This window comes from Actinomadura rubrobrunea NBRC 15275 (assembly GCF_001552235.1).
In the GTDB taxonomy this organism is placed as follows: Bacteria; Actinomycetota; Actinomycetes; order Streptosporangiales; family Streptosporangiaceae; genus Spirillospora; species Spirillospora viridilutea.
On record NZ_BCQU01000126.1, the window covers coordinates 1 to 15,689 of the forward strand.

Below are 15,689 nucleotides of genomic sequence, written 5' to 3' on the forward strand. Positions count from 1 at the left end.
CGCCGCGCCACCGGGGTCGCGCGGCGGGCGCGGGGCGCCGCCGCCCCGGCGCGACGCGCAGAAGCGCTCCACGCGCCGCCACAGGTGGTCCCCCGCGTAGGTGATGGTGCGGGCCGCCTCGGCGAGCGCGCGCATCAGCGCGTCGGCGTCGCGGAAACCGAGGGCGCGCGCGACCGGGTCGTGCTCCTGGAGGACGAGGCGGTCCGCGGCGCGGCCGGTGACCTCGTGCAGCGCGTGCCGGACGTCCAGCAGCAGGTCCCGGGCGGCGCGGACGCGGACGCCGGGCGCGGACGCCACCCAGGACGCCGCGACCGCCTCCATCGCCTGCACGTCGCGCAGCCCGCCGCGCGCCTCCTTGAGGTCGGGCTCGAGCAGGAACGCCAGCTCGCCCTGGGAGCGCCAGCGCTCGCGGCAGATGTCCGCCAGCTCGGCCAGCCGCCGTCCCGCGTCGGCCCGCCAGTCGGCCAGCACGGCGGCGCGCAGTTCCGCGGCCAGGGCGCGGTCGCCGGCGATCGGACGGGCCGACAGCAGCCCGAGCGCGGCCTTCGCGTCGGCGCGGGCCACGGTCCGCGCCTCGTCGACCGTGCGCACCGAATGGTCCAGCCGCAGTCCCGCGTCCCAGATCGGGTACCAGACGCGGTCGGCGACGGCGGCGATGTCCGGAAGGCCGCCGTGCAGCAGCACCAGGTCCAGGTCGCCGCCCGGGGTCAGCTCGCGGCGGGCGTGGCTGCCCACCGCCAGCAGGGCCACCCCCTCGAAGGAGGCGTCCCGGCGGGGCCCGCGCCCCGCCTCCAGCAGGCCGGCGAGCCAGCGGTCCAGCTCGTCGGCGCGCGCCGCCCGCGCGGCCGCCAGGGCCGCGCGGGCGGCGTCCGTCGTACCGCCGGGGCCCGTCGCCGGACGGTTCACCTCGTCCTCTCCCCCGGATCGTCCGTGCGCGGGGCCACGCGGTGTCCTACAGGGCGTCGGGGCCGGTCTCGCCGGTGCGCACCCGGACGACGGTGTCCACCGGGACGGCCCACACCTTGCCGTCGCCGATCTTGCCGGTCTGCGCGGCCTTGACGACCACGTCGATGACGTCGGCGGCGTCCTCGTCGTCGACGAGGATCTCCACGCGCAGCTTGGGCACCAGGTCGACCTTGTACTCGGCGCCCCGGTAGACCTCGGTGTGGCCCTTCTGGCGGCCGTACCCGCTGGCCTCGCTGACGGTCAGCCCCTTGACCCCGAAGGTCTCCAGGGCCGCCTTCACATCGTCCAGCTTGAACGGCTTGATGACGGCCGTGACCAGCTTCATGCGTCTGCCTCCACCTTCTTGGCCGCGGGGGCGCCGCCGTCGGAGGCGGCGGGGGACGGGCGGGGCGCGGCCACGGCCGACGCCGTCCCGGACGGCACGCCGCCGAAGTCGTAGGCGGTCTCGGCGTGCGTGCCGGAGTCGATGCCGGCGAGCTCCTCGTCCTCGGAGACCCGCAGGCCCATCACCAGGTCGATGACCTTGGCGATGACGAACGTCGCCACGAACGAGTAGGCCAGCGTGGCGAGCACGGCCACCGCCTGCTTGCCCAGCAGGGACAGGCCGCCGCCGGCCAGCAGGCCGTCGGCGCCGCCGTCGTTGACGGCGGTGGTGGCCAGGACGCCGATCAGCAGCGCGCCGACGATGCCGCCGACCATGTGGACGCCGACGACGTCCAGGGAGTCGTCGTAGCCCAGCTTGTACTTCAGCCCGACCGCGAACGCGCACACCGCGCCGGCGATCAGGCCGAGCGCGATCGCGCCGACCGGGGTGACGAACGCGCAGGCCGGGGTGATGGCGACCAGGCCCGCGACGATGCCGGAGGCCATGCCCAGGGTCGTGAACGCGCCGTCGCGCAGCTTCTCCACCACGATCCAGGAGAACCCGGCGGCGCAGGTGGCGACCAGGGTGTTGAGGAACGCGACCGCGGCGGTCTCGTTCGCGGCCACCGCCGACCCGGCGTTGAACCCGAACCAGCCGAACCACAGCAGCGCGGCGCCCAGCAGGACGAAGGGGAGGTTGTGCGGCCGGCCCGGGTCCTTCGGCCAGTGCCGGCGGCGGCCGAGCACGAGGGCCAGCGCCAGCGCCGCGACGCCGGAGTTGATGTGCACCACCGTCCCGCCGGCGAAGTCGAGCGCCCCGAGGTCGAAGATCCACCCGGCCTTGTCGTCGCCGTCGGACCACCACACCCAGTGCGCGATCGGCAGGTACACCAGGGTCGCCCACACCGCGGTGAACACCAGCCAGGCGCCGAACTTGGCGCGTTCGGCGGCCGCGCCGCTGATCAGCGCGACGGTGATGATGGCGAACGTCGCCTGGAAGGCCACGAACACCAGCTGCGGGACGCCCGAGCCGTCGTCGGCGGTGGCGGCCTTCTCCAGTCCGACCAGGCCCGCGTCGCCGAACCCGCCGATGATCGCGCTCAGCCCGCCCCCGTCGCCGAAGGCGAGCGAGTAGCCGTACAGGACCCAGATCATCCCCACCACGGCGATGCTGGCGAAGCTCATCATCATCATGTTGAGCACGCTCTTGGCCCGGGTCATGCCTCCGTAGAAGAAGGCCACGCCGGGCGTCATGAGCAGCACGAGCGCGGTGCTCACCAGCAGCCAGGCGGTACTGCCGCTATCAATCTTCATCTCGGGGGGAGTCCCTCCTCGACACCGAACATGGACTGCTCAGAGCGTGTTCGGCAGCGGTTTCACCCGAAAGGCCCGTGTGTTTCTACGCTGTGAAACCCGCCCCGGCGGCATTTCGAGAATGTTTCGAAATCCTCACAGGCCGTCGTTTCGCTTTCCTCGGCCCCCGCCGCCGGACGTAACGCTCTTCGACGGGCGTCCGCGACCGGCGAAGAAGAACGCCCCGGCGGCACCGGTGGTGCCGCCGGGGCGTGTGCGCCGTGCGCCGAGAGGAGGTCGGCGGTCAGTCTCCGAGAATGGCGTCGACGAACGCCTCGGGTTCGAACGGGGCGAGGTCGTCGGGCCCCTCGCCGAGGCCCACGAGCTTGACCGGGACGCCGAGCTCGCGCTGCACCTGCACGACGATGCCGCCCTTGGCGGTGCCGTCCAGCTTGGTCAGCACGATGCCGGTGACGTTGACGACCTCGGCGAACACGCGGGCCTGCTGCAGGCCGTTCTGGCCGGTGGTGGCGTCCAGCACCAGCAGCACCTCGTCGACCTCGGCCTGCTTCTCCACCACGCGCTTGACCTTGCCGAGCTCGTCCATCAGCCCGGTCTTGGTGTGCAGCCGCCCGGCCGTGTCCACGATCACCGTGTCGACCTTGGTGTCGATGCCGGTCTTGACGGCCTCGAACGCGACGCTGGCGGGGTCGGCGCCCTCGTCGCGGCGCACCACCTTGGCGCCCACCCGCGACCCCCAGGTCTCCAGCTGGTCGGCGGCCGCGGCGCGGAAGGTGTCGGCGGCGCCGAGCAGCACGGTGCGGCCGTCGCCGACCAGCACCCGGGCCAGCTTGCCGCAGGTGGTGGTCTTGCCGGTGCCGTTGACCCCGACGACCAGCAGCACCGCCGGGCGGTTGCCGTGCCGCTCGGTGCGCAGCGACCGGTCCAGGTCGGGGCCGATCTGCTTGAGCAGCTCCTCTTTGAGCAGGGCGCGCACCTCCTCGGGGGTGCGGGCGCCCAGCACCTGGACGCGGGTGCGCAGGTCGTCGGCGATCTGCCGGGCCACGCTCACGCCGATGTCGGCGCCGATGAGCGTGTCCTCGATCTCCTCCCAGGCCTCCTCGTCGAGCGTGTCGCGCGACAGCAGGTTGAGCAGGGTGCGGCCGAAGGCGTTCTGCGACCGGGCCAGCCGCGCCCGCAGCCGGACCAGCCGCCCCGCCGAGGGCGGCGGAATCTCGATCTCGGGCTTGGGCGGCGCCTCCGCCGGCGGCGCCCGTTCCACCGTGGGCGCCGCCTGATCCTCCTCCTCGACGGTGACGGTGCCGCCGGGGGTCGCGTCGGGCGGCGCCGGCGGCTCCACGGGCGGCCGGGGCTTGCGGCCGGGCCGCAAGAACAGCACGCCCCCCACGACGAGCGCGAGGACGGTCAGCCCGGCGATGAGGATCAGATACTCCATAGCGCCCCCAGTCTTCCAGACCGGCGCCGATGCGCCGACCAGGACGTCACTTACCCGGGCCTCGCCGCGCACACGTGGGCCGGCTAGGCGGGTTCGCGCAGGCGCTGGCTGACCACCTGGCTGACGCCGTCGCCGCGCATGCTGACGCCGTAGAGGGCGTCGGCGCCCTCCATCGTGCGCTTCTGGTGGGTGATGATGATGAGCTGCGAGTTCTGCCGCAGCTCCTCGAACACCGTGAGCAGCCGCTGGGTGTTGGTGTCGTCCAGGGCCGCCTCCACCTCGTCCAGCACGTAGAACGGGGACGGGCGGGCCTTGAACACCGACACCAGGAACGCGATCGCCACCAGGGAGCGCTCGCCGCCCGACAGCAGCGACAGCCGCTTGACCTTCTTGCCGGGCGGGCGCGCGGCCACCTCCACGCCCGTCTCCAGCAGGTTGTCGGGATCGGTGAGCGACAGGCTGCCCTCCCCGCCGGGGAACAGCCGCACGAAGATGCGCTCGAACTCCCGCGCGGTGTCCTCGAACGCGGAGGCGAAGACCTGCTGGACGCGGTCGTCGACCTCCTTGACGATGCCCAGCAGCTCCCGGCGGGTCTTCTTCAAGTCCTCCAGCTGGTTGGTGAGGAACGCGTGGCGCTCCTCCAGCGCGGCGAACTCCTCCAGGGCCAGCGGGTTGACCTTGCCGAGCTGGGCGAGCTGGCGTTCGGCGGTCTTGGCGCGCTTCTCCTGGGCCGCCCGGTCGTACGGGACGGGCTGCGCGTCCTCCCCGGCGTCCGGGCCCGGCGGCACGGGCTGGTCGGGGCCGTACTCGCTGATCAGCGCCTCGACCTCCATGCCGAACTCCTCCAGCGCCCGCTGCTCCAGCTGCTCCAGCCGCAGCCGCCGCTCGGCGCGGGCGACCTCGCTGCCGTGCACGGCGTTGACCAGCCGCTCCAGGGTGCTCGACAGCTCCCGGACCTGGGTGCGCACCACCTTCAGCTCCGCCTCGCGGGCGGCGCGGGCGCGTTCGGCGGCCTCGCGCTGCTCGACCGCCGCCGCCAGCGACACCTCGACGCGGTCGAGGGTCTGCCGGGCGCCCGACAGCACCGCCCGGGCGATCCTGGCCTGGCGTTCGCGGCGGGCGCGGCGGCGTTCGGCGCGGGCGCGCTCCTCGCGTTCGCGGCGGGCGGCCCGCTCCAGCGCGTCGGCGCGGCCCGCGATGGCCTGGACGCGCTCCTCGGCGGTGCGCACCGCCAGGCGCGCCTCCATCTCGGCGGCGCGCAGCTCCTGGCAGCGGGCCGCCAGTTCGTCGCGCGCCGCGGTGTCCTGCCCGGCCTCGTCGGCGACGTCGGCGGCCTCCTCCGCCTCGGCGAGCCGCAGCGCGAGCTCCTCGGCCGCCTCGGCGTCGCGCTCCAGCGACTCGTTGGCGGCGTCCAAGGCCTTGGTCAGGCGCTCCACCTCGCCGCGCGCGGCGCGCACGGCCGCCTCCAGCCGGGCGGCCTGCTTGGCCTCCTGGGCGGCCTTGCTCTCGAACTCGCGGAGTCTGGCGCGGACGCGGTCGAGGTCGCTCTGCGCCTGGTTGACGCCCGACTGGGCCTGGTTCACGGCCGCCTGGGCGGCGTCCAGCGCGCCCTGGGCCTGCTGCTCGGCCTCGATCGCCTCGGCGAGCTCGGCCGCGGTGCGCTCCGCGGCGGCCTCGGCCGCGGCGAGGTCCTCGGCGGCCTGGTCGAGGGCGGCGCGCATCTGCAGCAGGCTCTGCGCTCCCCCGGCGGCGCCGCCCTGCGCCCAGTGCGCGCCGACGAGGTCGCCCTCCCGGGTCACGGCGCGCAGCCTCGGCTCCCGCCGGACCAGCTCCGCGGCGGCGGCCACGTCGTCCACCACGACCACGTCGCGCAGCAGGTACCGCACGGCCGGGCGGATCTCGTCGGGGACGGCGACGGCGTCGACCGCGTAGTCGACGCCGGGCACGCGGGTCTCCGGCGGCACCTCGGGCGCGCCGCCGACGACCAGCCCGGCCCGGCCCGCGTCGCGCGCCCTCAGCAGGGCGAGCGCCGCCTCCGCCGCGTCCAGGGAGCCGACCGCGATGGCCTCGGCGGCGTTGCCCAGCGCGGCGGCCACGGCGGTCTCGTAGCCGGGCCGGACGGTCAGCAGCGACGCGACCGTCCCCAGCACGCCCTTCAGGGAGCCGTCGGAGCCCGCGGCGAGCAGCGCCTCCCCGCCCTCGGCCGCCGACCCCAGGGTCAGGTTCAACGCCTCGATGCGGGCCTGCAGGGCCGCGACGTTCTTCTGGGCGGCCTGGTCCGCGGAACGCGCCGCGGCCACGGTGTCGCGGGCCTCCTTCAGCCGCCGGCGCGGCTCGTCCACGGCGGCGCGGGCCTGCTCCAGCGCCTCCTTGGCGGCGGCGAGGGCCTCCTGGGCGAGCTCGTGCTCGGCGACGAGCTCGGGGTCCTCGGCGACCTCGCCCTCGAACGCCTCGTACTCGGCCTGGGCCGCCTCCGCGCGCGCCTCGGCCTCGGCGCGGGCCTCGGTGAGGCGGCCGATCTCCGACTCGCCCGCGTGGACCTTGCTGCGCAGCGCCTCGACACGCGCGCGCAGCCGGGCCAGCTCCTCGCGGCGGTCGGCGGCGGCGCGGGCGGCCGCCTGCAGGCGCCGCTCCTCGGCCGCCAGGGCCTCCTCCGCGCGGGAGCGTTCGGCCACGGCGCCGTCCAGCCCCGCCTGGGCCTCCTCCAGGGCGGCGCGCTGCATCTCCTCCTGCTCGCGGATCTGCGCGGCCTCGCGCTCCAGGTCCTCGGGATCGCGACCGCGCCGCTCCTCCTCGTGCGCCTCGGTCGCGTTGCGGTGCCGCTCGGCGGCCAGGTCGGCGACGCCCCGCAGCCGCTCCCGCAGCGCCGACAGCTTGAACCAGGTGTCCTGGACCTGCGCCAGCCTGGGCGCCTCGGCGGCCTCCTCGGCCTCCAGCTCGGCCTCGCGGCGCTGCGCCTCGGCCAGGGCCCGCTCGGTCTCGGCGCGCCGCTCCCGGACGGCGGCCTCGTCGGCGGCCTCCTGCTCCAGCTTGGTGCGCAGGGTGACCAGGTCGTCGGCGAGCAGCCGCAGCCGGGCGTCGCGCAGGTCGGCCTGGATGACGGCGGCCCGGCGGGCGATCTCGGCCTGCCGGCCGAGCGGCTTGAGCCGGCGGCGCAGCTCCCCGACCAGGTCCTGCACGCGCGTCAGGTTGGCCTGCATCGAGTCGAGCTTGCGCAGCGCCTTCTCCTTGCGCTTGCGGTGCTTGAGGACGCCCGCGGCCTCCTCGATCACCGCGCGGCGGCCCTCGGGCCCCGCGTGCAGCACCCGGTCCAGCTGCCCCTGCCCGATGATCACGTGCATCTCGCGGCCGATGCCCGAGTCCGACAGCAGCTCCTGGATGTCCAGCAGGCGGCAGGGGTCGCCGTTGATGGCGTACTCGCTCTGCCCGGACCGGAACATCAGCCGGCTGATGGTCACCTCGGTGTAGTCGATGGGCAGGGCGCCGTCGGAGTTGTCGATGGTGAGGACGACCTCGGCGCGGCCCAGCGGGGGGCGGCTGGCGGTGCCGGCGAAGATGACGTCCTCCATCTTGCCCCCGCGCAGGGACTTGGCGCCCTGCTCGCCCATCACCCAGGCGAGCGCGTCCACGACGTTGGACTTGCCGGACCCGTTCGGCCCCACCACGCAGGTGATGCCCGGTTCGAACCGCAGGGTGGTGGAGGACGCGAAGGACTTGAAGCCGCGCAGCGTCAGACTCTTCAGGTACACGCGCTCGCTGTCCTCCTCAGGGGATCGCGCAGGGGAGGGCCCCCCGAAATGCTCTTGTGCGGGGCCGCCCCTGCATCGCCCCGGGAGGGCGGACCCCTGTCGCATCCCCGGCGGCATGGCCGGGAGCTTGTCGAACGATACCGGCCAAGACGCCCCTGGCCCGGCATCCGCGCTGCCGTTCCTTCTAATGTGCCACGCCCGATGTGCCAGGGTGCGCCCCTATCCGGACCTGTCCGTCAACGACATGCCGCAACGCCCCACGGGCCGACTCGCGTCGATCACCACCCGCTCCGCACAGCGCGGGCCGACCGACGGGAAGCCAGCGAGGCGCGGCCGGGGTATCCGCCTGGCCGGACCGGCTCGCGTCCGCGTGCGGCCAGGCGGTGGGCTGCCCTGGGGCGACCTCGCCAACGCCGAACGCCGCCGGCGGCTGTCTGGGGGGCGTGTCGCAGTCGACGGACGCAGTTGCCGCCGCCTACCGCCGGACTTGGGCCCATCGGGCAGCGAGTAGCCTCACGGCCTCGCTCGACCGTGTACGACTCCCATGAGGCGGCGTGGCTGCGCCCCGGGGGCGCTTTCAAAGGCAGGTCAGCCAGTCGTTGATGTCTGCGATGCGGAGGGTGGCTTGGTGACCGACGGTGGGCTTGTCATACCGCGTGGCCACGGCACAGTTGCCATTCGGGCAGGTTGATCCGCAGTCGACGGCTTGGCGCCGCCGGTGAGCCAACGCGCAGAACACCGGAGGCCGACCAGCCTCCCTGATGGCCGACTGGTCGGCCTTGACGGGAAGCTCACCGGGTGCGGCAGTGGCAGGCCCCCTGGGCGGGCCAGCTCGTGCCCGTGTGCGACCACTGATGCGGCGGGCTGCCTGGGGCGACCTCGCCAACGCCGAACGCCGCCGGCGGCTGTCTGGGGGGCGTGTCGCAGTCGACGGACGCAGTTGCCGCTGCCTACCGGCGGCCTTGGGCCCGTCGGACGGCGAGGAGAGCCGCGGCCTCACCCGACTGCGCACGGCTCCCATACGGCGGCGTGGGGACATGGCGCGTCCGCGGTCATGGCACGCGAAGGCTCGGTCGTGACGTGCGACCGTGCGGATCGGGCGCGGAGATCGATTTCTCGAGATCGAATACGCGGGGATCGCGGAAAGGGAGGCCGTCTCCGGGGGAGGCTCGGCGGTCGCGGCGTCGCAATGACGCCGAACCGGCGCGGATGCGCGGCGGCCCATCGAACGCTTCTCGGGTGAAACTCCGCTCGGCCCGACCGCGGTCACTTCGCGGGTCCGCGCCCCAACGTAAAAATCCCCAAAAACCGGTAAAAAGTGGCAAAACAATAGGGACGCCCCAGCCAGACGTCCCTGTGTTGTTTCGACAGGAAAAAAGGCGCCGATCAGGTCAGCGCCGGCTCGCGGTCCTTCACCCCGAGCGAGATGACGTCGCCGTTGGCCGCCGTGGCGAGCGCGTCGTTCTCCGCCTGAAGCCGTACCAGCTCGGCCTCCAGATCACGTACGCGCTGCTGCAGGCGCCGCATCTCCGCGACCATCCGGGGGTCGGGACCGCCGACGTGGCCGAGTAGAGCCTTCGCCATGACTAAGGGTCCTCCACGCTGAGTAACCAGCAGGGATCGCGCACGAAGAGCAACGATGTGTTAGTGCGCGTATCGTCTAGAGTCGCACCGGCCGGTGTCCTGGTCAAGACGCACATCACAGGCCGGTAACAACCTGTCGTCACCAGTTTAGCAGGTACAAACCGGAATTCCCCACCCGATCACAGGGGAGCTCATCTCGGTCTTCGCGCCGCCGTCCTTCATCCGGTCCATGCCCAGGTCACGGGCCCCGCACGCCCCCGAAAAGCGCCTCCGAACGAGGCGTCGGACGACGCCTCGGACCGCGTGCGTCAGCGTTCCTCGAAACCCACGACGCCGCGCGGCTCGCTCCACCGTTCGGCGACGCCGGTCACCTGTCCCGGGGTGCCCTCGCCCCGCAGCAGCTCCAGCAGCCGCTCACAGTCCGTGCGCGGGCCCTCGGCGACCACCTCGACCCGGCCGTCCCGCAGATTGGTGGCGCTGCCGGCGAGCCCCAGCTCCAGCGCCCGGGACCGCACCCACCAGCGGAACCCCACGCCCTGCACGCGACCGCGCACCCACGCGGTCAGCCGCACCGTCTGCTCGTCCGTCACAGCCCTTCTCCACGGCTCTTCAGTAACGCGCCCGGCGGGGGCGCGGCTGGCACCTCGGGCAACTGTAGGACGACCGGTTCATGAACGCGTCCCGCCGGATCGGCGAGCCGCAACGGCGGCACGGCTCGTCCCTGCGCCCGTACACCTCGAGCGAGCGGTCGAAGTACCCGCTCTCCCCGTTCACGTTGACGTAAAGGCTGTCGAAGGAGGTGCCGCCCACGGCGAGCGCCGCCGTCATCACCTCCCGCGCCGCCTCCAGCAGGCGCCGCACTTCGGCGCGGGTGAGGGTCTCGGTGGGACGCGCCCAGTGCAGCCGGGCCCGCCACAGCGCCTCGTCGGCGTAGATGTTGCCGACACCGCTGATCAGCGACTGGTCGAGCAGAGCGCGTTTGATCCCGGTGCGCCTGCGGCGCAGGGCCCGGTAGAACGCCTCGTCGTCGAAGGCGTCCTCCAGCGGGTCGGCCGCGATGTGCGCGATCGGCTCCGGGACGGACCCGGTCGCGGCCGCCGGGGCGAAGGGGTCGGGCACCAGCCCGGTCAGCATCAGGTGGCCGAACGTGCGCTGGTCCACGAACCGCAGGTCGTACCCGCCGTCGTCGAACTCGATCCGGACCCGCAGATGCCGCTCCGCGGCCCGGCCGGGGTCGCCGACCAGCAGCTGCCCGCTCATCCCCAGATGGGCCAGCAGCGCCTCGCCCGGGTCGCTCTCCGGGCCGGTCAGCGGCAGCCACAGGTACTTGCCGCGGCGGCGCGGAACGCCCACCGCGCGGCCGGGCAGACGGGCGGCGAAGTCGTCCGGGCCCGGGGCGTGGCGGCGCACCGCGCGCGGGTGCAGCACCTCGGCGGACTTGATCGTGCGGCCCGCCACGTGGCGTTCCAGCCCGCGGCGGACGACCTCGACCTCGGGCAGCTCAGGCATCCCGGCCCTCCGCCGCCCGCCCGACAGATCCGATCATGCGCCGGACTACGGGCGTCCCGCCCGACCGGCGCCGCCCTCGGCCGCGGCCTTCCCGGCGACGCCCGCGGCGCCGCCGTCCTGCCCCTCGCGCTCGGCCTCCCGCTGGACGGCCATCGCGCGGATGGCGTTCCAGGCGGCCTCGGCGGCGTGCTGCTCGGCCTCCTTCTTGCTGCGCCCCTCGCCCGAGCCGTAGGTGACCCCGCCGACCCGGACGGACGCGCGGAAGGTCTTCTGGTGGTCGGGGCCGCTCTCGGCGACGTGGTACTCCGGCACGCCGAGCTCCTCGACCGCGGTCAGCTCCTGCAGCGAGGTCTTCCAGTCCAGGCCCGCGCCCAGCGCCGCGGAACGGGTGATCAGCGGGTCGAACAGCCGGTGCACCAGCGCGGCGGCCTCGTCCAGCCCGCGGTCGAGATAGACGGCGCCGATCAGCGCCTCCAGGGTGTCGGCCAGGATGGACGCCTTGTCCCGGCCGCCGGTGCCCTCCTCGCCCCGGCCGAGCCGGATGTGGGCGCCCACGCCCAGCGACCGCGCCACGCCCGCCAGCGCGCGCATGTTGACCACGGCGGCGCGCAGCTTGGCCAGCTGCCCCTCGGGCAGGTCGGGGTGGCCGCGGAACAGGGTGTCGGTGACGACCAGGCCCAGCACCGAGTCGCCGAGGAACTCCAGGCGCTCGTTGGTGGGCAGGCCGCCGTTCTCGTAGGCGTAGGAGCGGTGCGTCAGCGCCCGCTCCAGCAGCTCGTCGGAGACCTCCACGCCCAGCGCGGCGATGAGCTCGGCGCGGTCGGCGGGCACGGGGTCGGTCTTCTTGGCACTCACAGGCCCCTCCTCGCAAGGCCCCGCAGCCGCGGTGCGGCGCGGCTGCCGTCACGGCGGGCGGACGGCACGGGGCGGTGCGGCGAGGAGAGGTCCGCGAAGACGAGGTGCGCGCCGGTCGACCCGTCTCAGGGTCATTCCCGGCGTACACCACGGCCTCGGGCGCCCGTCCCCGCCATCGCCGACCCCGCGCCGGCCGCGCCCGCCGGGTGGTCGATGGCGAATGACCTCAAGGGGCGGCCGCGCCGCGCGCGGATCCGCCCCCCGCGGTACGAACCCCCGTGGTACGAAGGTCAGGCCGACGGGGCGATGACCTGCCGCCGGTCATAGGTACCGCACGCCTGGCACGCGACGTGCGGGAGCTTCTTGCTGCGGCACGTCGGGCACTCGACCAGGTTCGGCGCGGTGGCCTTCCACTGCGCACGCCGGTGCCGCGTGTTGCTGCGCGACTTCTTCCGCTTGGGGACGGCCACGTCAGCCCTCCTGCCTTCCTTCTCGTCGGTCGTGTGGTCTGCTCCCGTCCGGAGCAAGGTCCGGGGGAAGCAGGCCCCGAAGGGCCTCCCACCTGGGGTCGGCCGCCTCGTGGTGGTGCTCGGGGCCGGCGTCGGCCAGCCGGACGCCGCACTCGGGGCACAGCCCCGGGCAGTCCTCCCTGCACAACGGGGAGAGCGGCAGCGCCAGCACCACCGCGTCCCGCAGCACGGGTTCGAGGTCGATGAGGTCGCCTTCCAGGCGCAGCTCGTCGTCGTCCGCGTTCCCGCCGGAGCGGGTGTCAGGATAGACGAACAGCTCCTGGAAGTCCGCCTCGAAGGTCGAGGCGATGGGATCCAGGCAGCGCGCGCACTCCCCCTTCAGGGGCACGCGCACCGTCCCGGTCACGAGCACGCCCTCCAGCACCGCCTCGAGCCGCAGGTCCAGCTCCAGATCGGCGCCTTCGGGCACGCCCACCATCTCGACGCCGAAATCCTCCGGGGCGGGCACGACGCGGGTCTCCTCCCGCGACGACCCGGGTTGCCGACTGAGCGCTCGGGTGTCGAGCACCAGCGGACGGGACGAGTCGAGGCGGGACAGAGGATTCCTGCTTTCGTGACGCATGGTGGATTGCGGCCGTCGCTCCAGGCCGATTTCCCAGGGTACCGAACCGCGTGGCTCGCCCCCAACTCAGCCAGGTGCCCTCGGCGGGAGCGCGAACGCTCCGTGCGGGGCCGCCCACGGAGGACGCCTCGTTCCCCCTGCTCCGCCGAGCCCGCGTCGGGGAGCCCCTCCGCCCTCCAGGTCGGTCAGTCGGGGGCGTTCTGGAGGCGCTCGACGAGCCGCTGGTGGACGATGTCGGGCACCAGTCCGGAGATGTCCCCGCCGAACCGCACGACCTCCTTCATGAGGCTGGACGACAGGAACGCGTACTCGGGGTTGGTGGCCATGAAGAGCGTCTCCACCCCGGCGATGCGGTGGTTCATCTGGGCCATCTGCAGCTCGTACTCGTAGTCGCTGACGGCGCGCAGCCCTCGGACGATCACCGGGATGTTCTGCTCTCTGCAGTAGTCCACGGTCAGGCCGTAGAACTTGTCCACCCGGACGTTGCCGTACTCCTTGGTGACCTCGGCGATCATCTCGACGCGCTCGTCGACGGTGAACAGGCTCTTCTTGTTCTTGTTGATCAGAACGGCGACGACCACCTCGTCGTAGAGGCGGGACGCCCGGCTGATGATGTCGAGATGCCCATTGGTGACGGGGTCGAAAGATCCCGGACAGACGACACGGCGCACGAGTTCAGCCCCTTCGGTCCCGCGGTTGCGACCTGCGGCGCGACCGTACCAAACCGCGTTCTGTACGTTTTCACCCGGGCTGGTGCCCCGCCGCATCGCGCGCCACACCCCCCATCGGACCGCGTCGGCCGGACGGGCCGTCCAGCGGAACCCTGAGGGGCGCCTGGAGGCGCCTGGTGCCCTATGGCTGCTCTGACGTGCGGCCGTACCAGAACACCGCCTCGCCGTAACGCCGGTCGCGCACGGCGACGTAGCCGTCGGGCCACTGGGGCGGGGCGCTGCGCACCGACCGTTCGATGACGATGAGGGCGTCGGGGGCCGCCCAGTCCTGGTCGCGCAGCGTCTCCAGGAGGGTCGTCACGGCGTCGTCGGACAGGGCGTACGGGGGGTCGGCGAAGATGAGGTCGTACGGCTCGTCCGGCGGGCGCCGCACGACGCGCTCCACCCGGTCGGCGCAGACGCGCGCACCCGGCAGCCCCAGAGCGGCCGCGTTCTGCCGGATGACCTTCACCGCGCGCGGGTGCGACTCCACCAGCAGGGCGTGCGCGGCCCCCCGCGACAGCGCCTCCAAGCCGACGGCGCCCGACCCGGCGTACAGGTCGGCGACGCGCAGCCCGTCCAGCGGTCCGAGCAGCGCGCCGATGGTGGAGAACAGCCCTTCGCGGGCGCGGTCGCTGGTGGGCCGGGTGTCGCGCCCCGGCGGCACGGCCAGCCGGCGCCCTCCGGCGCTTCCCGCAATGACCCTGGTCACCCACTCAGTATCGCGGTATCGCGGCGCCCAGGTCGCGGTCGCGCCAGGCCCAGGCCGCGCAGCGGTTCCGATATTCCCGGAAATGCTTCACCAAAGCGCCGGGCAACCGTTGTGAATCTGCGCCCAATTTCAGTGACCGCCATTCCAAGTGGCTACCTTGTGTGTCAGTGTGCTCGCAGGTTGTGGATCGCACTAGGATCGGGAGCCCTCGTGCACCAAGGCAAGAGACTTGCGGTGACGGCGGGCGCGACGGTGCTCGGCATCGTCGCCATGAGCGGTGTCTCGCACGCCGAGACCGACCGCGCTGCCGCCCCCCGCGCCGACTCGAAGTCGAAGCCGGCGTTGAACGGAACGCTCGTCCCGCGGCACGCGGAGACGGCCGGGTCCGCCGTCACCAACCACGTCCCCATCAAGAAGCCCGTTCTCGCGGCGGCCGAGACCGCGAAGACCGCGAAGGCCGCGAAGGCCGCGACGACGACCGCCTCCGGTGAGCGCGCCGGGACGGCCAAGACGGCCAAGACGGGCAAGACCGCGACGGTCGCCAAGAGCACGAAGGTCGCCAAGACCGCCGAGACGGCGAAGGCCGGGAAGGCCGAGAGCGCCACGCGGTCGAAGGACACCGCCGCCACCGGCGGCGCCCCGCTGCTCGACCTGCGTCTGAAGGCGTCGCTCACCCACGACGAGCGCACCGGCACCGCCGGGGCGGGCCTGGAGGTCGGGCTCGGCACGCCCCTCGTCGGGGCGGACGTGCGGGTGGCCGCGGGCGCCGGCGCGTCGCCGCGCGACGGCGCGGTCCGAGCCGGCCTCGGCGTGACCGCCCAGGTGGCGACCCCGCTGGTCAGCGCGGACGTGAACGCCGCGACGGGCGTCGCGCTGTCCGGCGGCGACCGGATCGTCCAGGCCGGGACGTCGCTGGGCGTCGGCGTCCGGCCCGCCGGGCAGCCGGGCATCTCGCTCAACGTCGCGGCGGCCGCGTGCGTCGGATCGGGCTGCGCGTCGGCCCCGCAGCCGCCGACGCCGCCCACCCCGCCGACTCCGCCGACGCCGCCCACCCCGCCGTCGCCGCCGTCGCCCACCCCTCCGGAGCCGACGCCGCCGAGCCCGACGCCGCCGCTGCCGGACCTGCCGCCGTCCTCGCCCGTGCTGCCCGACCTGCCCGGGACGCCGGTCGGCTACGGCACGGTCGGCGCGGGATCCGGGCCGATCGCGGCCGACCTGTCGGTCAAGGCGCCCGAGAAGATGCCGTGGACCGGCGCGGACGGCATTCCGCTCGCCGCCCTCGGCGTCACGTTCATGGTCGTCGGCGGCGTCGCCATCGCCGCCACCCGACGGCGTGTGAACCGCGAGGCCTGATCTCGCGGCGGTACGTCCAGGCGGGGCGCCCCGGTTCGGGGCGCCCC

At 73.9% G+C, this 15,689-nt stretch carries 14 protein-coding genes; 1 reads left to right on the forward strand and 13 read right to left on the reverse strand.

Annotation, left to right across the window (positions count from 1 at the left end):
- From AR3_RS26665 to rsmD, 13 genes are all read right to left on the reverse strand, one after another.
- The coding region (locus AR3_RS26665; protein WP_451916697.1) for a [protein-PII] uridylyltransferase family protein at positions 1–906 on the reverse strand (906 nt) is incomplete at its 3' end.
- Positions 907–952: 46 nt separating this feature from the next.
- Complete coding sequence (locus tag AR3_RS26670) at positions 953–1,291, reverse strand: P-II family nitrogen regulator (protein ID WP_067918038.1); 339 nt, start codon at positions 1,289–1,291, stop codon at positions 953–955.
- Complete coding sequence (locus AR3_RS26675) at positions 1,288–2,643, reverse strand: ammonium transporter (RefSeq protein WP_083952075.1); 1,356 nt, start codon at positions 2,641–2,643, stop codon at positions 1,288–1,290. Before AR3_RS26675 ends, AR3_RS26670 begins: the two co-directional genes overlap by 4 nt.
- Before the next feature lie 283 nt (positions 2,644–2,926).
- Complete coding sequence (gene ftsY / locus AR3_RS26680) at positions 2,927–4,078, reverse strand: signal recognition particle-docking protein FtsY (RefSeq protein ID WP_067918040.1); 1,152 nt, start codon at positions 4,076–4,078, stop codon at positions 2,927–2,929.
- Positions 4,079–4,161: 83 nt separating this feature from the next.
- The gene (smc, locus tag AR3_RS26685) at positions 4,162–7,827 is read right to left on the reverse strand and encodes a chromosome segregation protein SMC (RefSeq protein WP_067918043.1); all 3,666 of its coding nucleotides are present in this window, start codon (positions 7,825–7,827) and stop codon (positions 4,162–4,164) included.
- A 1,386-nt stretch (positions 7,828–9,213) separates the two neighbouring features.
- Positions 9,214–9,411 (reverse strand): hypothetical protein, encoded by a 198-nt coding sequence (locus tag AR3_RS26690; RefSeq protein WP_067918044.1) that lies wholly within the window; start codon positions 9,409–9,411, stop codon positions 9,214–9,216.
- A 308-nt stretch (positions 9,412–9,719) separates the two neighbouring features.
- A complete protein-coding gene (locus AR3_RS26695) occupies positions 9,720–10,001 on the reverse strand; it encodes an acylphosphatase (protein ID WP_067918046.1) in 282 nt (93 codons plus the stop codon).
- Positions 10,002–10,020: 19 nt separating this feature from the next.
- A complete protein-coding gene (gene mutM, locus AR3_RS26700) occupies positions 10,021–10,920 on the reverse strand; it encodes a bifunctional DNA-formamidopyrimidine glycosylase/DNA-(apurinic or apyrimidinic site) lyase (RefSeq protein ID WP_067918048.1) in 900 nt (299 codons plus the stop codon).
- A gap of 45 nt (positions 10,921–10,965) precedes the next feature.
- Positions 10,966–11,751 carry a ribonuclease III gene (gene rnc / locus AR3_RS26705; protein ID WP_067918068.1) on the reverse strand — a complete coding sequence of 262 codons (786 nt, stop codon included), beginning with the start codon at positions 11,749–11,751 and terminating at the stop codon, positions 10,966–10,968.
- Between the two features lie 314 nt (positions 11,752–12,065).
- Entirely contained in the window at positions 12,066–12,245 is a 180-nt protein-coding gene (gene rpmF / locus AR3_RS26710; RefSeq protein WP_067918050.1) for a 50S ribosomal protein L32, read from the reverse strand.
- A 1-nt stretch (position 12,246) separates the two neighbouring features.
- The gene (locus AR3_RS26715) at positions 12,247–12,867 is read right to left on the reverse strand and encodes a YceD family protein (protein WP_083952078.1); all 621 of its coding nucleotides are present in this window, start codon (positions 12,865–12,867) and stop codon (positions 12,247–12,249) included.
- 185 nt (positions 12,868–13,052) lie between these two features.
- The gene (coaD, locus tag AR3_RS26720; RefSeq protein ID WP_067918055.1) at positions 13,053–13,538 is read right to left on the reverse strand and encodes a pantetheine-phosphate adenylyltransferase; all 486 of its coding nucleotides are present in this window, start codon (positions 13,536–13,538) and stop codon (positions 13,053–13,055) included.
- A gap of 181 nt (positions 13,539–13,719) precedes the next feature.
- On the reverse strand, positions 13,720–14,289 hold the full coding sequence (rsmD, locus tag AR3_RS26725) for a 16S rRNA (guanine(966)-N(2))-methyltransferase RsmD (protein ID WP_067918057.1): 570 nt from the start codon (positions 14,287–14,289) through the stop codon (positions 13,720–13,722).
- Positions 14,290–14,499: 210 nt separating this feature from the next.
- Here rsmD and AR3_RS26730 point away from each other — a divergent pair, with 210 nt between their 5' ends.
- Entirely contained in the window at positions 14,500–15,642 is a 1,143-nt protein-coding gene (locus tag AR3_RS26730) for a hypothetical protein (RefSeq protein WP_146150257.1), read from the forward strand.
- Positions 15,643–15,689: the final 47 nt, after the last annotated feature.